The organism is Nesterenkonia sp. F (assembly GCF_000220985.1).
In the GTDB taxonomy this organism is placed as follows: Bacteria; Actinomycetota; Actinomycetes; order Actinomycetales; family Micrococcaceae; genus Nesterenkonia.
In genome coordinates this window covers 1-18,888 of record NZ_AFRW01000119.1, presented here as the reverse complement: position 1 = coordinate 18,888, position 18,888 = coordinate 1, and the positions used below count along the sequence as shown (strand labels likewise).

14 protein-coding genes and 4 pseudogenes are annotated in these 18,888 nt (G+C 72.4%); all 18 read left to right on the top strand.

The genetic code is table 11. The features are described 5' to 3' along the window. The first annotated feature begins 29 nt into the window (after window positions 1-29). A pseudogene (gene aroC / locus GU5_RS16035) lies at window positions 30-1,276 on the top strand (chorismate synthase). 20 nt (window positions 1,277-1,296) lie between these two features. Further along, the gene (locus GU5_RS16030) at window positions 1,297-1,866 is read left to right on the top strand and encodes a shikimate kinase (RefSeq protein WP_010525641.1); all 570 of its coding nucleotides are present in this window, start codon (window positions 1,297-1,299) and stop codon (window positions 1,864-1,866) included. A gap of 243 nt (window positions 1,867-2,109) precedes the next feature. Then, a pseudogene (gene aroB, locus GU5_RS16025) lies at window positions 2,110-3,130 on the top strand (3-dehydroquinate synthase). A 145-nt stretch (window positions 3,131-3,275) separates the two neighbouring features. After that, window positions 3,276-3,839, top strand: coding sequence for an elongation factor P (efp, locus tag GU5_RS0111065; RefSeq protein ID WP_010525640.1), 564 nt, complete (start codon window positions 3,276-3,278; stop codon window positions 3,837-3,839). A 66-nt stretch (window positions 3,840-3,905) separates the two neighbouring features. Further along, window positions 3,906-4,313 carry a transcription antitermination factor NusB gene (nusB, locus tag GU5_RS0111060; RefSeq protein ID WP_010525639.1) on the top strand — a complete coding sequence of 136 codons (408 nt, stop codon included), beginning with the start codon at window positions 3,906-3,908 and terminating at the stop codon, window positions 4,311-4,313. 198 nt (window positions 4,314-4,511) lie between these two features. After that, the gene (gene pyrR / locus GU5_RS0111055) at window positions 4,512-5,084 is read left to right on the top strand and encodes a bifunctional pyr operon transcriptional regulator/uracil phosphoribosyltransferase PyrR (protein ID WP_010525638.1); all 573 of its coding nucleotides are present in this window, start codon (window positions 4,512-4,514) and stop codon (window positions 5,082-5,084) included. Continuing rightward, window positions 5,081-6,124, top strand: coding sequence for an aspartate carbamoyltransferase catalytic subunit (locus GU5_RS0111050; protein ID WP_010525637.1), 1,044 nt, complete (start codon window positions 5,081-5,083; stop codon window positions 6,122-6,124). The genes pyrR and GU5_RS0111050 overlap by 4 nt, the downstream gene beginning before the upstream one ends. After that, entirely contained in the window at window positions 6,121-7,530 is a 1,410-nt protein-coding gene (locus tag GU5_RS0111045) for a dihydroorotase (protein ID WP_010525636.1), read from the top strand. Before GU5_RS0111050 ends, GU5_RS0111045 begins: the two co-directional genes overlap by 4 nt. Further along, the gene (locus GU5_RS15370) at window positions 7,527-8,156 is read left to right on the top strand and encodes a hypothetical protein (RefSeq protein WP_010525635.1); all 630 of its coding nucleotides are present in this window, start codon (window positions 7,527-7,529) and stop codon (window positions 8,154-8,156) included. The genes GU5_RS0111045 and GU5_RS15370 overlap by 4 nt, the downstream gene beginning before the upstream one ends. Next, window positions 8,153-9,334 (top strand): glutamine-hydrolyzing carbamoyl-phosphate synthase small subunit, encoded by a 1,182-nt coding sequence (gene carA / locus GU5_RS15365; RefSeq protein ID WP_010525634.1) that lies wholly within the window; start codon window positions 8,153-8,155, stop codon window positions 9,332-9,334. Before GU5_RS15370 ends, carA begins: the two co-directional genes overlap by 4 nt. Further along, a pseudogene (gene carB, locus GU5_RS16020) lies at window positions 9,327-12,626 on the top strand (carbamoyl-phosphate synthase large subunit). Before carA ends, carB begins: the two are co-directional and overlap by 8 nt. After that, entirely contained in the window at window positions 12,623-13,570 is a 948-nt protein-coding gene (pyrF, locus tag GU5_RS0111025) for an orotidine-5'-phosphate decarboxylase (RefSeq protein ID WP_033228198.1), read from the top strand. The pseudogene carB and the gene pyrF overlap by 4 nt, the downstream one beginning before the upstream one ends. 181 nt (window positions 13,571-13,751) lie before the next feature. Next, a complete protein-coding gene (gene mihF, locus GU5_RS0111020; protein WP_010525631.1) occupies window positions 13,752-14,069 on the top strand; it encodes an integration host factor, actinobacterial type in 318 nt (105 codons plus the stop codon). 166 nt (window positions 14,070-14,235) lie between these two features. Beyond that, window positions 14,236-14,868: a guanylate kinase gene (gene gmk / locus GU5_RS0111015; protein ID WP_033228197.1), complete on the top strand. Its 633-nt coding sequence runs from the start codon at window positions 14,236-14,238 to the stop codon at window positions 14,866-14,868. 67 nt (window positions 14,869-14,935) lie between these two features. After that, window positions 14,936-15,199 carry a DNA-directed RNA polymerase subunit omega gene (gene rpoZ / locus GU5_RS0111010; RefSeq protein WP_010525629.1) on the top strand — a complete coding sequence of 88 codons (264 nt, stop codon included), beginning with the start codon at window positions 14,936-14,938 and terminating at the stop codon, window positions 15,197-15,199. Window positions 15,200-15,225: 26 nt separating this feature from the next. Further along, entirely contained in the window at window positions 15,226-16,551 is a 1,326-nt protein-coding gene (locus tag GU5_RS0111005) for a phosphopantothenate--cysteine ligase family flavoprotein (protein ID WP_010525628.1), read from the top strand. Window positions 16,552-16,600: 49 nt separating this feature from the next. Further along, window positions 16,601-17,830 carry a methionine adenosyltransferase gene (gene metK / locus GU5_RS0111000; RefSeq protein WP_010525627.1) on the top strand — a complete coding sequence of 410 codons (1,230 nt, stop codon included), beginning with the start codon at window positions 16,601-16,603 and terminating at the stop codon, window positions 17,828-17,830. 9 nt (window positions 17,831-17,839) lie between these two features. Beyond that, window positions 17,840-18,888 (top strand): annotated as a pseudogene (locus tag GU5_RS15355) (primosomal protein N'); the annotation flags it as partial.

Genomic DNA, 18,888 nt, shown 5'->3' with positions numbered 1-18,888 from the left:
GCGGTGCGTCGACATGGCATGATGGAGCCATGTTGCGTTGGCTGACCTCCGGAGAATCGCACGGCCGCTCCCTCGTCGGGATCCTCGAGGGGCTCCCGGCCGGGGTCCCCGTCACGACTGAGGACGTGCAGGCCGCGCTGGCCCGCCGGCGGCTGGGATACGGCCGCGGCGCTCGGATGAAGTTCGAGCAGGACCAGGTCAGTCTGCTGGCCGGCGTCCGCCACGGACTGACCCTCGGCGCGCCGGTGACCATCGAGGTCGGCAACACCGAGTGGCCGAAGTGGGAGAAGGTCATGGCCCCGGACCCGGTCGACCCCGCCGAGGTCGAGGGGCTGGCCCGGAACGCACCGTTGACGCGGCCGCGGCCGGGCCACGCCGACTACACCGGCATGCAGAAGTACGGCTTCTCCGAGGCCCGGCCCGTGCTCGAGCGCGCCTCCGCCCGTGAGACGGCCACGCGCGTCGCGCTGGGCACGCTGGCCCAGCGGTTCCTCGCCCAGCTGGACATCACCACCGTCTCGCACACCACCGCCATCGGCCCGGTGGAGGTGCCCGAGGACGTCGAGACCCCCTGGCCGCCGATGTCGAGCGGCTCGACGCCGATCCGCTGCGCTGCACCGATCCGGCGACCTCCGAGCGGATGGTCGCCGAGGTCGACGACGCGCACAAGGCCGGCGAGACGCTCGGCGGCTCCGTGGAGGTCGTCGTCGACGGACTGCCGCCGGGGCTGGGCTCCTACGTGCACTGGGACCGCCGGCTGGACTCCCGGCTGGCCGGCGCGCTCATGGGGATCCAGGCGATCAAGGGCGTCGAGCTCGGCGACGGCTTCCGCACCACGCGGCGGCGCGGCTCGGCCGCCCACGACGAGATCGAGCCCGACGGCGACGAGGTCCGGCGCACCAGCAACCGCGCGGGCGGCGTCGAGGGCGGGATGAGCATCGGCACCCCGCTGCGCGTGCGGGCCGGCATGAAGCCCATCGCGACCGTGCCGAAGTCGCTGCGCACCGTCGACACCGCCACCGGAGAGGCCGCCACCGCCCACCACCAGCGTTCGGACGTCTGCGCGGTGCCGGCCGCCGGCGTCGTCGCCGAGGCCATGGTCGCGCTGGTGATCGCTCAGGCGGTGCTGGAGAAGTTCGGCGGCGACTCCGTCGCCGAGGTGCGCCGCAATCTGGAGGGGTACAGGCAGAACCTGCCGCGGCTGGGCGAGGAGCCCGGCGTCGCGGGCGCCGACGGGGACCCGCTGCAGGCTCCGGCGGCGATGCAGGACGAATGAGCACGGACGGGGGTGTCAGGGTGTCCACGAGCGAGGTCCCCGTCCCGGAGCCGCAGGAGGGCGAGCCGCGCAGCATCGTGCTGATCGGCCCGATGGGCTCGGGCAAGTCCACCGTCGGAGCGGCGCTGGCACGTCGTCTGGCGCGTCCGCACGTCGACAGCGACCACTTCTTCGTCGCGCGACACGGACCGATCGGCGACTTCTTCCGCGATCACGGGGAACAGGCCTTCCGCACCGAGGAGGAGCGGCTCGTCGCCGAGCTGCTCGACGCGCCGCGCCCGTCGGTGATCAGTCTCGGCGGCGGCTCGGTGCTCTCGACCGCAACGCGCGAGCGGCTGCGTCCGCACCTGGTGGTGATGCTGGACCTGACCGCGGAGCAGGCGCTGCCGCGGTTGGGCGACGGCTCCTCCCGCCCGGTGCTCGGCGATGACCCGGCGGCCCGGTGGGCCGAGACCTACGCGGCCCGCGAGCCGCTGTATCGGCAGTGCGCCGACGTCGTGCTCGACCCGGCCGATGGGACGATCGAGCAGAGAGTCGATACCATCGTTGCGCAGCTGGACCGCGGCCGACGGGCCCGGTCCGACGACTGAGCGTCCCACCCCGTCAGGAGAAGACCAGACTCGATGAACGACCAGGCCGACCCCGCACCCGAGCCCGACCAGCGCCCGCAGGGCGAGGAGACGGGCGCCGAGCAGACCCACGAGGGCGCCGCGCCCGCCGGCGAGGCGCCGGAGCCGACGACGATCACCGTCGGCGACGGCGGTGGATCCGGCGGCCAGGCGCTGGGCTACGACGTCGTGGTCGGCAACGGGCTGCTCGCGCGGCTGCCGCAGATGATCGGCACGCAGCCCGAGCGCGTGCTGGTGATCCATCCGCGCGCGCTGCGGGCGACCGGCGACGTCGTCCGCGAGGATCTGGAGAATGCGGGATACAAGGCCGTCGTCGCCGAGATCCCCGACGCCGAGGAGGGCAAGCACATCCAGGTCGCGGCCTTCTGCTGGCAGGTCCTGGGACAGAACGACTTCACCCGCTCCGACGCCGTGGTCTCCGTCGGCGGGGGAGCGGTGACCGATGTGGCCGGCTTCGTCGCCGCCACCTGGCTGCGCGGCGTGCGGGTGGTGCACATGCCGACCACCCTGCTGGGCATGGTGGACGCCGCCGTCGGCGGCAAGACCGGCATCAACACGGCCGAGGGCAAGAACCTGGTGGGCTCCTTCCACCAGCCGGCGGGGGTGGCTGGCCGACCTGGACACGCTGCTGACGCTGCCGCGCAACGAGCTGGTCGCCGGACTCGCCGAGGTGGTCAAGTGCGGGTTCATCTCCGACGAGCGGATCCTGGAGATCATCGAGGAGCACCCGGAGCAGGCGCAGAATCCGCATTCGGCGCAGCTGCGCGAGCTCATCGAGCGGGCCATCGCGGTCAAGGCCGCCGTCGTCGGCCGGGACCCGAAGGAGGCCGGCCTGCGCGAGGCGCTCAACTACGGCCACACGCTGGCCCACGCGATCGAGCTCGCCGAGCGCTACCAGTGGCGTCACGGCGCGGCGGTCTCGGTCGGGCTCGTCTACGCCGCCGAGCTGGCGCGCAGTCTGGGCCGCCTGGACGACGCCACCGCCGACCGACACCGGTCGGTGCTGCAGCTGCTGGGCCTGCCGACGACTTACCGCGACGACCGCTGGAACCAGCTGCTCGAGGGCATCCGCCGGGACAAGAAGAACCGCGGCGACCAGCTGCGCTTCGTGCTGCTCTCCGCGCAGGGGCAGCCGGCCACCGTCGAGATCCCCGACGCGTCGATCCTCTACGCCACCTACCAGGAGATCGCCGAGCCGGAGACGACCGGTCCGGTGAGCCTGTAGAATCGACTGTCGGCGTCCGCCGGCGCCGTCCCGACGCGTCGTCGCGGGACGCGCGGCGAGCCGACCGAGCACCCCGACGTCGACGACATCCCGTCGGGGTCGCGACCATGACCACGCGATACGACCACGTGAAGAAGGGCAGTCTGTGGCCTCCTCCAACGACATCAAGAACGGAGCCGTCCTCGAGCTGGACGGCCAGCTCTGGACCACGCTGGAGTTCCAGCACGTCAAGCCCGGCAAGGGCGGCGCGTTCATCCGCACCAAGCTGAAGAACGTCACCTCCGGCAAGGTCGTGGACCGCACGTTCAACGCCGGCGCGAAGGTCGAGTTCGCCGTGGTGGACCGCTCGAACTACCAGTTCCTCTACGCCGACGGCGACGAGTACGTCTTCATGGATCTGCGGGACTTCGACCAGATCGGCGTGCCGACCGAGGTCGTCGGCGACGCGGCCAACTTCCTGCTGGAGAACCAGGAGGTCACCGTCGCGCTGCACGAGGGCACGCCGCTCTACATCGAGATGCCGCCGTCGGTGGTCATGGAGATCACCTACACCGAGCCCGGCCTGCAGGGCGACCGCTCCTCGGGGGCGACCAAGTCGGCCACCGTAGAGACCGGCCACGAGGTGCAGGTCCCGCTGTTCGTCGATCAGGGCACGCGCATCAAGGTCGACACGCGGAACTCGGAGTACCTCGGTCGCGTCAGCGACTGAGGCTCCGGCCGCGACGAGCGACGAGACGACGGACGAGACGACGGACCCCAGGACGGACGAGGAACAGTGGCCAAACGAAGCAAAGCGCGCCGGCGGGCGCTGGAGATCCTCTTCGAGGCCGAGCAGCGCGGCGGCGATCCGCTCGAGGTGCTGCGTCGGCGCCGCGAGCGGGCCGACATGGTCGTCAACGACTACACCGTGACCCTGGTGCAGGGCGTCTCGGAGGAGCAGGAGCGCCTCGACGAGCTGATCTCCACCTATGCCCGCGGCTGGACGCTGGACCGCATGCCGCGGGTGGACGTGATGGCCCTGCGCCTCGGCGCCTGGGAGCTGCTCAGCAACGACGATGTCCCCGACGGCGTCGCGGTCGCCGAAGCCGTCGCCCTGGTCCGCGAGATGTCCACCGACGAGTCCCCGTCCTTCGTCAACGGTCTGCTCGGTCGGCTCCAGCAGCTCAAGCCCACGCTGGAGTGACCGACGGACCCTGTCCCGGCTCCGCCGCCGCCCATGACGCGCGCCGCGCGCCGTCGGCCGCGACGCGCTAGGATGGGGGCCGGCGTCTCCGCTCCTGCGGCGACGGCGCCGACAACTGCACAACGAGCTCCCCGGCGACCTGCCGGGGGAGCGCATCTCCTTTAATGATCGTCCCGTGAGGCGAGGAAGGAGCCCCTGGTGGCACAGACCCCGGAGACCTCCCAGGTCATGTCCGCGTCCGATCTGGACCGGGCCTTGACCCGCATCGCGCACGAGATCGTCGAGTCCCATCGCGGGGTCGAGGGTCTGGTGCTGCTCGGCATCCCCCGCCGCGGCGTGCCGCTGGCCCGCCGCCTCGGCGAGCGGCTGGCGCGCATCGACCCCCGATTCTCGCCCGAGGACGCGGTCGGGTCGCTGGACATCACGCTGCACCGCGACGATCTGCGCACCGCGGCGGCCCGCACCCCCGAGCCCACCCGGGTGCCGAGCGCCGGCGTCGACGGCACCACGGTGGTGCTCGTCGACGACGTGCTCTACTCGGGCCGCACCGTCCGCGCGGCCCTCGACGCGCTCTCCGCGCTGGGCCGACCGGCCACAGTGCGACTGGCCGTCATGGTCGACCGCGGCCACCGCGAGCTGCCCATCCGCGCCGACCACGTCGGCAAGAATCTGCCCACCTCCCGCGACGAGCGCGTCTCCGTGGTGCTCTCCGCCGTCGACGAGGTCGCCGGCGACGACGAGGGCGTGCTCATCGAGAGGGGGCGGGCATGAAGCATCTGCTCTCCACCGCCGCACTGGCGCACGCCGACGCCCTGTCCATCCTGGACACCGCCGAGGAGATGTCGGCGGTGTCCGCCCGGGAGATCAAGAAGCTCCCCACGCTGCGCGGCCGCACAGTGGTCACCCTCTTCCACGAGGACTCCACGCGCACCCGCATCTCCTTCGAGGCCGCGGCCAAGCGCCTCTCCGCCGACGTGATGAACTTCTCGGCCAAAGGGTCCTCGGTCTCCAAGGGCGAGTCGCTGAAGGACACCGTCCAGACGCTCGAGGCCCTCGGCGCCGACGCCGTGGTGATGCGCCATGCCGCCGCCGGAGCGGCCCATCAGCTCGCCGCCGCGGACTGGACCGACTGCGCGGTGGTCAACGCCGGCGACGGCACCCACGAACACCCCACCCAGGCGCTCCTCGACGCGCTGACTCTGCGTCGCGGACGCGCCGCGGCCGCCGGCGTGGACCCCCGCGGCACGGATCTGGCCGGCATGCGGGTGCTGATCGTCGGCGACATCCTGCACTCCCGCGTGGCGCGCTCCAACGTCTGGCTGCTGCACACCCTCGGCGCCGAGGTCCATCTGTCCGCCCCGCCGACGCTGCTGCCGATCGGCGTCGAGCAGTGGCCGGCCGTCGTGCACTACGACGTCGACGCCGCGCTGGACGCCGAGCCGGACGCGGTGATGATGCTGCGCGTGCAGGCCGAGCGGATGGGCGGGGCCTACTTTCCGAGCGCCGGCGAGTACACCCGCCGCTGGGGGCTGACCGACGAGCGGCTCGCCGTCGTCGAACGCCTGCCGGGCCCGGCGCGCGACGGCTCGGGGGCGATGATCCTGCACCCCGGGCCGATGAACCGCGGGGTGGAGATCTCCTCCGCCGCCGCCGACTCTCCGCTGAACCGGGTGCTCGACCAGGTCTCGCACGGCGTCTCGGTGCGGATGGCGGTGCTGCACCTGCTGCTCAGCGGCGACCGCGGCCCCGATCGGGCCTCGGAGACCGCCGCGCCCGCCGCCGACCCATCCCCGGACAGGAGCCGCTCATGAGCACGATCTCCCAGCCGCCGCACGCCGCCTCGCGGAGCGCCGACGACGCGACGACGCCGGTGCTGATCCGCGGTGCCCGGCCGTACGGCGACGCGCCGACCGACCTGCTGCTGCGCGCCGGGCGCATCGCGGCTCTCGGCGAGCAGGCGGCAGCGACGGCGACCCATCTGGCCGAGGACGGGACGCCGGCGCTGACCGTCGAGGCCGCCGGACAGATCGCCCTGCCCGGCCTGGTCGACCTGCACACCCACCTGCGCGAACCCGGTCGGGAGGACGCCGAGACCGTCGAGACCGGCAGTCGGGCGGCCGCCCTGGGCGGCTTCACCGCCGTGCACGCGATGGCCAACTCGACCCCGGCCGCAGATTCCGCCGGCGTCGTCGAGCAGGTCCATCGGCTCGGCCGCGAGGCCGGCTGGACCCGTGTGCAGCCGGTCGGGGCGGTCACCGTCGGGCTGGCCGGCGAACGTCTGGCCGAGCTCGGCGCGATGGCCGAGTCCTCGGCGGCGGTGCGGATGTTCTCCGACGACGGACAGTGCGTCCACGATCCGGTGCTGATGCGCCGGGCGCTGGAGTACGTCAAGGCCGTCGACGGATTCGTCGCCCAGCACGCCCAGGAGCCGCGGCTGACCGCCGGGGCGCAGATGCACGAGGGCGCGGTCTCCGCGGAGCTGGGCATGCCCGGCTGGCCGGCGGTCGCCGAGGAGTCGATCATCGCCCGCGACGTGCTGCTGGCCGAGCATGTCGGCTCCCGGCTGCACGTCTGCCACGTCTCCACCCGCGGCTCGGTGGAGATCATCCGCTGGGCGAAGTCCCGCGGCGTCGACGTCACCGCCGAGGTGACCCCGCACCACCTGCTGCTGACGGACGAGCAGGTGCGCAGCTTCGACCCGGTCTACAAGGTGAACCCGCCGCTGCGCACCGCCGAGGACGTCGAGGCGCTGCGCGCCGCGCTGGCCGACGGGACCATCGACGTCGTCGGCACCGATCATGCGCCGCACCCCGAGCAGGCCAAGGAGTGCGAGTGGGTCGACGCGGCGATGGGCATGACCGGCCTGGAGACCGCCCTGCCGGTGCTCATCGCCACGATGATCGAGACCGGGCTGATGGACTGGCGGCGGCTGGCCGAGGTGACCTCGGAGCGTCCGGCGCAGATCCACCGCCACGCGCACCTGGGCCGGCCGATCGCCGTCGGCGAGACCGCCGACCTGGTGCTCGTCGACCCTGCGGAGCGGCGCACCGTGCGCCCCGGGGAGCACGCGACCAAGGGCCGGAACTCGCCGTACGCGGGCCGGGAGCTGCCCGGCCGGGTGCGGGCGACCTTCCTGGCGGGCCACCCGGTGGTGCTCGACGGTGCGCCGGCGACCTCGCGGACCGGACGGACTGCGGACCGGACGGTCGCGCCATGACGCCGACCTATCTGCTCTGGTTCGCCGGAGCGGCGGCCGTCGTCGTCGTGCTCGTGCTGCTGCTCGGGCTGGGCTGGCGGGCGCGACGACGACGGCAGAGACACCTGCCCGCGCCTGCGGCGCTGCCCGAGGAGCTGGTCCGCGAGGAGCCCCTCGCCGCCGGAGAAGGCATGGTCATCGGCACCGTCGACGCCGCCGACCCGCTGGACCGGGTGGCCGTCCACGGACTCGGCATCCGCACCGACGGGCGGCTGGAGGTCCACGAGTCCGGCGTCGCCGTCTTCCGGGCGGGCGCGCCGAACCATCTCATTCCGCGGGAGCACCTCACCCACGCGCGCACCGATCGCGGCGTCGTCGGTAGATTCGTCGAGCGGGACGGGGCGCTGATCGTCGGCTGGCGACTCGGCGACCAGCGGGTCGAGACAGCCTTCCGCGCCCGTCACGCCGACGCCCATCGCACGCTGCTCGAGGCGCTGCACCGCCTGACCCCGACCACCGACGGCCCGTCCGGCGGACCGGCGTCGACCGACTCTCCCTCGGCCGGCACGGACGCGACGACGAGCACGTCGGACCAGAGCATGTCGACGGATCCGTCGACCGATCCTGAGGAGCGACACAACCCATGAACACCTTCGAGCCGGCCCTCCTCGTCCTCGAGGACGGCACCGTCGAGGAGGGGACCGCCTACGGCGCCCGCGGCACGCGACTGGGCGAAGCGGTCTTCTCCACCGGCATGACCGGATACCAGGAGACGCTGACCGACCCGTCCTATGCGCGGCAGATCGTCGTCCAGACGGCCCCGCACATCGGCAACACCGGGATCAACGACGAGGATCCCGAGTCGCGCCGCATCTGGGTCGCCGGATACGTCGTCCGCGACGCCGCCCGGCGGCCGTCGAACTGGCGCAGCCGTCGCACGCTGGAGGAGGAGCTGATCGCCCAGGACGTCGTCGGCATCCAGGGCGTGGACACCCGGGCGATCACCCGGCACCTGCGTGAGGCCGGCGCGATGCGGGCCGGGATCTTCTCCGGCGCCGACGCCGAGCGGCCGACCGCCGAGCTGCTCGAGGCCGTCCGCGGCCAGGAGCCGATGGCAGGGACCCGACTGGCCGAGGAGGTCAGCGTCTCCGAGCCCTACGTCGTCGAGCCGGCCGACCACGGATTCGTCGGCGAGCCGCTCCGCCAGGTCGCGGCGATCGACCTGGGCATCAAGACGATGACCCCGGTGCGGCTGGCCGAGCGCGGACTGCGGGTCACCGTGCTGCCGGCGACGACGAGCTTCGCCGAGCTGCAGCAGCTGGGCCCCGACGGAGTCTTCCTCTCCAACGGCCCGGGGGACCCGGCGACGGCGGCCGCGCAGATCGGTCTGCTGCGCGAGGTGCTCCAGGCGCGGATCCCGTTCTTCGGGATCTGCTTCGGCAACCAGATCCTCGGCCGCGCCCTGGGCTTCGGCACGTACAAGCTGCCCTTCGGCCACCGCGGCATCAACCAGCCGGTGATGGACCACGCCACCGGCACGGTGGAGATCACCGCGCAGAACCACGGCTTCGCCGTCGACGCGCCGATCGGGCAGGTCGTCACGGCCCCCGAGGAGCGCTTCGGCCGGGTGGAGGTCAGCCACTCCAGCCTCAACGACGACGTCGTCGAGGGCCTGCGCTGCCTGGACGTGCCGGCCTTCTCCGTCCAGTACCACCCCGAGGCCGCGGCGGGTCCCCACGACTCCGCCTACCTCTTCGACCGCTTCGTCGAGCTGATGACCGGCGCCGCCGCCACGACCACAGGAGGAGACACCACCCATGCCTAAGCGCACCGACCTGCACTCGGTCCTGGTCATCGGCTCGGGGCCGATCGTCATCGGCCAGGCCGCCGAGTTCGACTACTCCGGCACCCAGGCGCTGCGGGTGCTCAAGGAGGAGGGCATCCGGGTCATCCTGGTCAACTCCAACCCGGCCACGATCATGACCGACCCGGAGTTCGCCGACGCGACCTACGTCGAGCCGATCAGCCCGGACGTGGTCGCCAAGATCATCGCCCAGGAGCAGCCCGACGCGGTGCTGCCGACCCTCGGCGGACAGACCGCGCTGAACACCGCGATCGCCCTGGACAAGCAGGGCGTGCTGGCCGAGCACGGCGTGGAGCTGATCGGTGCGAACATCGACGCGATCGAGCTGGGCGAGGACCGCGAGAAGTTCAAGGGCGTCGTCGAGCGCTCCGGCGCCGAGTCGGCCCGCTCGCGGATCGTCAACTCCATGGACGAGGCGCTGGCCGCCGCCGAGGACCTCGGCTATCCGATGGTCGTGCGCCCGTCGTTCACCATGGGCGGGCTCGGCTCCGGGCTGGCCCACGACGAGGAGGATCTGCGGCGCATCGCCGGCGCCGGCCTCCACTACAGCCCCACCTCGGAGGTCCTCCTGGAGGAGTCCATCCTGGGGTGGAAGGAGTACGAGCTGGAGATGATGCGCGACGCGAACGACAACGTCGTGGTCGTCTGCTCCATCGAGAACCTCGATCCGGTCGGCGTGCACACCGGCGACTCGATCACCGTCGCGCCGGCGATGACGCTCACCGACCGCGAGTACCAGAAGATGCGCGACGTCGCGATCAACGTCATCCGCGAGGTCGGCGTGGACACCGGCGGCTGCAACATCCAGTTCGCCGTCGACCCGGCCACCGGCCGCGTGGTGGTCATCGAGATGAACCCGCGCGTCTCGCGCTCCTCGGCGCTGGCCTCGAAGGCCACCGGCTTCGCGATCGCGAAGATCGCGACCAAGCTGGCGGTGGGCTACACCCTCGACGAGATCCCCAACGACATCACGCAGAAGACGCCGGCGAGCTTCGAGCCGACGCTGGACTACGTGGTGGTCAAGGTCCCGCGCTTCGCCTTCGAGAAGTTCCCCGCGGCAGACCCGACGCTGACGACCACGATGAAATCGGTGGGCGAGGCGATGGCCATCGGTCGGAGCTTCACCGAGGCGATGCAGAAGGCCCTGCGGTCGCTGGAGCAGCGCGACAGCGAGTTCGCCTTCCCGCAGCTGAGCGCCGAGCAGACCGAGGATCTGCTGGCCGGCATGGCCACGCCGACGACTGAGCGCATCCATCAGGTCCAGCAGGCGATGCACGCCGGCGCGGCGCTGGAGCGTGTTCAGGAGATCACCGGCATCGACCCCTGGTATCTGGATCAGCTGCAGCTGATCAACGAGACCGCCGAGGCGCTGCGCGAGGCGGGCGACCTCACCCCGACGGTGCTGCGTGCGGCCAAGCGCCACGGCTTCTCCGACGAGCAGATCGGCGCGCTGCGGCACATGGATCCGGCGGTGGTCCGCGGCGTGCGCCATGCGTTGGGGATCCGCCCGGTCTACAAGACGGTGGACACATGTGCCGCGGAGTTCGAGGCTTTCACGCCCTATCACTATTCGGCCTATGACCGTGAGGACGAGATCGCCTCTCATGACGACCCGTCGGTGATCATCCTCGGTTCGGGGCCCAACCGCATCGGTCAGGGGATCGAGTTCGACTACTCCTGTGTCCACGCGACGATGGCGCTGCGCGAGGCCGGGTATGAGACAGTCATGATCAACTGCAATCCAGAGACTGTTTCGACCGACTATGACACCTCCGACCGGCTCTACTTCGAGCCGCTGACCCTGGAGGACGTCCTCGAGGTCATCGCCGCCGAGGAGCGCACCGGGGGATGCTGGGCGTCTACGTGCAGCTCGGCGGCCAGACGCCGCTGAAGCTCGCCCAGCAGCTCGCCGACGCCGGCGTGACTATCCTGGGCACCTCGCCGGAGGCCATCGACCTGGCCGAGGAGCGCGGCGAGTTCGACCAGGTGCTGCGCCGCGGCGGGCTGATCGCCCCGAAGAACGGCACGGCGGTCAGCTTCGCCGATGCGAAGCGCGTCGCCGAGGAGATCGGCTACCCGGTGCTGGTCCGGCCCTCCTACGTGCTGGGCGGCCGCGGCATGGAGATCGTCTACGACGAGGCCGGTCTGGAACGGTACATCAGCAACGCCACCGAAGTCTCCGCCGAGCACCCGGTGCTGGTCGACCGCTTCCTGGAGGATGCGATCGAGGTCGACGTCGACGCGCTGTTCGACGGCGAGGAGCTCTACCTCGGCGGGGTGATGGAGCACATCGAGGAGGCCGGCATCCATTCCGGCGACTCGGCCTGCGCGCTGCCGCCGATCACCCTCGGCCCCGACGTCGTCGAGCGGGTCCGGCAGGCCACCGACGTCATCGCCCGCGGCGTGGGCGTGCGCGGGCTGATCAACATCCAGTTCGCCGTCGCCTCCGACGTGCTGCACGTCATCGAGGCCGAACCCCCGGGCCTCGCGCACGGTGCCCTTCGTCTCCAAGGCCACCGGGGTGGCGCTGGCCAAGGCCGCCGCACTGATCGGCACCGGCGTCTCGATCGCCGAGCTGCGGGCCGGTTCCGACCACGACCGAGCCGGGGTGCTGCCGGCCGCCGGCGACGGCTCCCAGCTGCCTCCGGGTGCGGCGGTGGCGGTCAAGGAGGCGGTGCTGCCCTTCAGTCGCTTCCGCACGCCCGAGGGGCGCGTCGTCGACTCGCTGCTCGGCCCGGAGATGCGGTCCACCGGCGAGGTGATGGGCATCGACAAGCACTTCGACACCGCCTTCGCGAAGTCCCAGCTGGCGGGCAACAACCCGCTGCCCACCGGCGGCCGGGTGTTCGTCTCGGTGGCCAATCGGGACAAGCGCGCGGTGATCATGCCGGTCAAGCGGCTGGTCGACCTCGGCTTCGACGTGGTCTCCACCGGCGGCACCGCCGACGTGCTGCGGCGCAACGGCGTCGAGACCGAGGTGGTCGACAAGATCGCCGACGTCGACGGCGGCCGCACCGTGCTCGACCTGGTCGAGGGCGGCGAGATCTCGCTGATCGTCAACACGCCCTCCGGCGGCGACGCCCGCAGCGACGGCTACGAGATCCGCGCGGCGGCCACGTCGGTGGGCACTCCGGTGATCACCACCGTCGCGGAGTTCGGCGCCGCCGTGCAGGCCATCGAGGCGCTGGGCCGGTTCAGCTGGTCGGTGACCTCGCTGCAGGATCACCACGAGCGTCTGGCGAGCCTGGGATGAGCGGCGGACCCCGACCACCGGCTGCGAGTCCCGGCCGCGGCGCGAGACCCGGCTTCGGGGAGCGGCTGAGCGCGGCGATGGCCGCCTCCGGCCGGCTCTGCGTGGGCATCGACCCGCATGCCGAGCTGCTGGCCGCGTGGGGGCTGTCCGACGACGCCGAGGGACTGCGCGCCTTCGGCGAGCGGGTGGTCGCGGCGGCGGCCGGCGTCGTCGGGGTGGTCAAGCCGCAGGCGGCCTTCTTCGAGCGTCACGGTCCGGCCGGGATGCAGGCGCTGGCCGAGGTCCAGCGCAGCGCCCGGGAGGCGGGCCTGCTGGTGATCGCCGACGCCAAGCGCGGCGACATCGGCTCGACGATGGCCGGCTACGCGGACGCCTGGCTGGACCCGGACGCTCCGCTGGCCGCCGACGCGCTGACCGTCAGCCCCTATCTCGGCGTCGGGGCGCTGGCGCCGGCGGTGCAGTCCGCCCGGATCCACGGCGCCGGACTGTTCGTCCTCGGGCTGACCTCGAACCCCGAGGGGCGGGACGTGCAGCTGGTCCGCTCCGCCTCCGGGGCGACGGTGGCCGGGGAGGTCGCCGCCGGGGTCGCGGCGCTGAACCGCGCGCGGGCCGACGACGAGGCCGACGAGGCCGCGGGGGAGACCGGCGCGGCGGCCGACGGCGGCGGGACTGCGCCGCTGGGCGACCTGGGGCTGGTCGTCGGCGCGACGACGGCGCCGCTGGCCGCCGAGCATGGCGTGGACCTGACCGCCGGGCGTCCGCCGCTGCTGGCGCCGGGCTACGGAGCCCAGGGCGCCGACGTCGCGGCGATGCGCGCCGGCTTCGGCGACGCCTGGGAGCGTCAGGTGCTGGTCAATGCCTCGCGCGGGATCCTGCGCGCCGGGCCCGAGGAGCGCGATCTGGTCGCGGCGATGGAGACCGCACGTGAGGACCTCGACTCCTGACGGAGCTGTGCCCGGTGCCCGGACCTGGGGAAAGATGGATCTCTGCCCGGGGAATCGCTCGTCGCTGATCTATTGCCCCGGACGACGGAACAGGGCTAGATTCGTCGACATGAGTTGGATGGCGTGAGGGAGGCTGCTCGACGCAGGAGCACCCCGGGCGCCTCGTCGTGAGGAGAATCACGTGGCCCTGCGAGAACTGAGCAAGGAAGAACGCGACGTCGCCCGCCAGAAGGCCCTGGCGGCGCGCATCGAGCGTGCCGAGCTGAAGGAGGCCTTCGGGGAGGGACGCATCAGCTTCGACGACGTGCTGAACAAGGCCGAGCGCTCCGAGGCGGTGGCCCGGCTGAAGACGGTCGAGCTGCTGGAGGCGCTGCCGGGCATCGGCAAGGTGACCGCGGCGAAGACCCTGGAGGACCTGGGCATCTCGGAGAACCGTCGCATCGGCGGGCTGGGCGTGAAGCAGCGCACCGCGCTGGCGCGCCACCTGGCCCAGCTCTGACCGACCGGCCGCCCGAGCCGGAGGCGTCGGCCCTCCGACGGCCTGCCGACCGCCGGGGAGCGGGTCAGACCGGAGCGAGTGGAGGGGGGTGCGCCCCGCGCCGCGGAGCCCCGGCGGGCGCGGTGCGCCGGGCAGGCGGTACGATGGTCTGCGATCCCGCCCGTCGATGCGCTCGAAGAAGGAGCACTCTGTGAGCCGACCCCAGGTCACCGTGCTGGCCGGACCCACTTCGGTGGGCAAGTCCACGATGAGCCGGCACATCCGCAAGAACCACCCGGAGGTGACCTTCTCGGTCTCGGCCACCACCCGGAAGCCGCGGCCCGGAGAGGTCGACGGCGTCGACTACCACTTCCTCAGCGCCGAGGAGTTCGACCGGCTCATCGATGCCGACGAGCTGCTCGAATGGGCCACCGTCCACGGCACCCACCGGTACGGCACGCTGCGGTCGACGGTGCAGCAGGCGCTCGACGCCGGCCGCAGCGTGCTGCTGGAGATCGATCTGCAGGGCGCCCGGCAGGTCCGGCGCACCATGCCCGACGCGCAGTTCGTCTTCCTCACTCCGCCCACGTGGGAGGAGATGGTGAGTCGCCTCACCGGACGGGGCACCGAGTCCGAGGAGGAACAGCGTCGACGGCTGGAAACCGCTAGGATGGAGCTCGCGGCGGAATCGGAGTTCGACGTCACCGTGGTGAACGACGACCTCGAGCGCGCCGCCGCCGAACTTCTCTCCCTCATGGGCTTCGGCCCGGACTCGCAGCACGCCGAGCCGAGCGCGGAGCCGTCGACGGATCGCCCGTGACATCATCCGTGGCGCCGTCCGACACGTCATCCGACACAGCACCCGAGACCCGAAGGACACCCCCGCAGTGACTGAGCAGCTCGAAGGCATCATCAACCCGTCGATCGACTCCCTGGTCGAGAAGACCGACTCCAAGTACGCCCTGGTGCTCTTCGCCGCGAAGCGCGCCCGGCAGATCAACGCCTACTACGCCCAGCTGCACGAGGGCCTGTTCGAGTACGTGGGCCCGCTGGTGGACACCAAGCTGAACGAGAAGCCGCTGTCCATCGCGCTGCGCGAGATCAACGAGGACCTGCTGGTCAACCACCCGGCCAGCAACCCGGCCTCCTGAGGCCCCGCGAGGCACGGCACCGCAGCATGCGCATCGTCCTGGGAGTCAGCGGAGGCATCGCCGCCTATAAGGCCGTGCATCTGCTGCGCCTGCTCCGCGAGGAGGGCCACCAGGTCGACGTCGTGCCGACCCGTGCCGCGCTGGAGTTCGTGGGCCGTCCGACCTGGGAGGCCATCAGCGGCCGTGCGGTGACCACCGACGTCTTCGAATCGGTCGACGAGGTTCGTCACGTCCGACTGGGCCAGGAAGCCGACCTGGTCGTCGTCGCTCCGGCGACCGCCGATCTGCTCGCCCGCGCCCGGACAGGCATGGCCGACGATCTGCTGACCTCGACGCTGCTGGCCGCCGAGGCGCCGACGGTGCTGGTGCCGGCGATGCACACCGAGATGTGGCGGCACCCGGCCACCGTCGACAACGTGGCCGCGCTGCGCGACCGCGGCGTCGACGTCGTCGAGCCCGCCTCCGGACGGCTGACCGGAGCCGACTCCGGGCCCGGGCGGCTGCCCGAGCCGGAGGAGATCCACGCGCATCTGCGCCCGCTGCTCGACGGCGGTGACGCTGTCGACGGGCCCATCTATGCCTATGCGCCCCTGGCGGGCACCTTCTATGCTCCGCACCCCGATGCTCAGCCTGCGCTGGCCGGCCGCCGCGTGGTGGTCACCGCCGGAGGGACCCGCGAGGCGCTGGATCCGGTGCGCTATCTGGGCAACCGGTCCTCGGGCCGTCAGGGCGTCGCCCTGGCCGAGGCCGCGCTTGCCGCCGGCGCTCAGGTGCACCTGATCGCCGGAATCGTCGAGACCGAGCTGCCGGCGGCAGGACCCCGGCTGAGCCTCGAGCACGTCGAGTCGGCCCGTGAGCTGCAGCAGGCCGTCGCCGCGCAGGCGCCGAGTGCCGACGTGCTGCTGATGGCCGCGGCCGTCGCCGACTTCCGCCCGGCCGACTACGCGGCGGCGAAGATCAAGAAGACCGACGACGTCGACGCCCCGACGATCACCCTGACCCGCAACCCCGACATCCTCGCCGAGACCGTGCGCGCCCGCGCCGCCCGCGGCGGGCCGACGGTGATCGTCGGCTTCGCCGCCGAGACCGGCGACGACGCGACCGACCCGCTGGAGCTGGCGCAGGCCAAGCTGCTGCGCAAGGGCTGCGAGCTCCTGGTGCTCAACCGGGTCGGCGAGGGGCTGGTGTTCGGGCAGGACAGCACCGAGATCCACGTGCTGGCCTCCTTCGGCGTCCAGGGCGTGCTCGGCGACGTCGAGCCGGCCCACGTCGTCGGCACCAAACGGGAGGCCGCCGACGCCGTCGTGGATCGCGCGTCGCGGCTGCTGGCCGCCTCCGGCGGCCGTTTCTGAGTGTGACGCCGACCGTCCCGCCCCGCGGGCCGGGGAGTAGGATGTGGCAGTGACTTCGAGCAACCGCGCAGCAAGCCAGACGGCGCAGGACCGCGCCCTCCGCCTGTTCACCTCCGAATCGGTGACCATCGGGCATCCGGACAAGATCTGCGACCAGATCTCCGACGCGGTCCTCGACGCCATGCTCAGCGTCGACCCCGACTCCCGCGTCGCCGTCGAGACGCTGACCACCACCGGCCTGGTCCACGTGGCCGGCGAGGTCACCACCTCCGGCTACGTGGAGATCCCCCAGATCGTCCGCCAGACGCTGTTGGACATCGGCTACGACTCCTCGGCCAACGGCTTCGACGGCGCCCGCTGCGGCGTCTCGGTCAGCATCGGCCAGCAGTCGCCGGACATCTCCGCCGGGGTGTTCAACTCGCTGGAGGCCCGCTCCGGGGCCCGCGACCCGCGCGACGCGCAGGGCGCCGGCGACCAGGGCATCATGTTCGGCTACGCGACGAACGAGACCGACACCTACATGCCGACCTCCATCGCGCTGGCCCACCGGCTCTCGGCGCGGCTGACCGAGGTGCGGCAGAACGGCCAGCTGGAGTTCCTCCGCCCCGACGGCAAGACCCAGGTGACCATCGGCTTCGACGGCGCCCGCCCGGTCACCCTGGACACCGTGGTGGTCTCCTCGCAGCACGCCGAGGAGACCACCCAGGCCGAGCTGCAGGCCGCGCTGAACGAGCAGGTCATCGCCCCGGTGGTGGAGTCCTCCGGGCTGGACGTCTCAGGCACCGACACGATCATCAACCCTTCCGGACCCTTCGTGGTCGGCGGGCCCGTCGGCGACGCCGGACTGACCGGCCGGAAGATCATCGTCGACACCTACGGCGGCTTCGCCCGCCACGGCGGCGGCGCCTTCTCCGGCAAGGATCCGTCGAAGGTGGACCGTTCGGCCGCCTACGCGATGCGCTGGGCGGCGAAGAACGTCGTCGCCGCCGGACTGGCCGACCGCGCCGAGATTCAGGTCGCCTATGCCATCGGCCGGGCCCGTCCGGTCGGGGTCTACGTGGAGACCTTCGGCACCGAGCACGTCGACCCCGAGCTGATCGCCCGGGCGGTCGACGAGGTCTTCGACCTGCGGCCGCTGGGCATCATCGAGGATCTGGACCTCAAACGACCGATCTACCGGCAGTCGGCGCGCAACGGCCACTTCGGCCACGACGGCGACACCTTTCCCTGGGAGCGTCTCGACCGGGTGGATGCGCTGACGTCCTTCGTCGGCGCCTGAGGCGCGCCGGTGCGCGGCGTGGACGGCATGGACGCGGACGGGCCGGACCCCGGCTCGCCGCCGGACGCGGCGGGCGGCGCGGACGATGCGGCCGGTGGCGCGGGGCAGGATCCCGCGCCGCGTCAGCCGGCTCTGCTGGACAGCCTCGCTCCGCCGCCGGCGCCGAGTCTGCCCGCCGGTGCCGCGACGCAACAGCCCATCGCCCGCGTGCTGCTCGATTCGGGCGTGCCGCATCTCGACCGCCCCTTCGACTACGTCGTCCCCGCCGACCGTGATGACAAGGTCGTGCCCGGCTGCCGGGTCAAAGTCCGCTTCTCCGGCCGGGAGATGCTCGGCCACGTCGTCGAGCGGGTCGAGGCCGCCGGCACCTCCTCGCGGCTGGCGCTGATCCATAAAGTCGTCTCCTCGACGCCGGTGCTGGCGCCGCAGATCCTCGAGCTGGCCGAGCAGGTCGCCGCCCGCGGCGCCGGGGTCGCCTCCGACGTGCTGCGGGCGGCCGTGCCGCCGCGGGTCGCCCGGGTGGAGAAGGAGTTCGAGGGACTGGTCCCTCCCGAGGACTCGCTGCGCCCCGAGACCCCGGGACCGCGCCGGGCCGCGCTGGCGCTGACCTCCTACGGGTCGCAGAGCTGGGTGGAGATGATCGTCAGCGCAGTGCGCGAAGCGCTGGAGCCCGGCGAGGGCTCGGACGGCGCCGCGGCGTCGGATGCGGAGACCGGGGGAGACGCCGTCGTCGTGCTGCCCGACCAGCGCGACGTCGACCGCGCCGCCACCCGGCTGGAGGAGGTCTTCGGCGCCGAGGCCGTCGCCCGGCTGACCGCCGACGTCGGTCCGACCCCGCGCTACCGGGCCTTCCTGCGGCTGCGGATGGGGCAGGCGCGGATCGCCGTGGGCACCCGCTCGGCGATCTTCGCCCCGGTGGCCGCCCCGCGGCTGATCGTCGTCCTCGACGACGACGATCCCTCCCATGCCGAGCCGCGGGCGCCGTACCACCACGTCCGGGAGACCGCGCTGCTGCGCACGGTGCAGACCGGCGCGTCGCTGCTGTTCCTCTCCGCCGC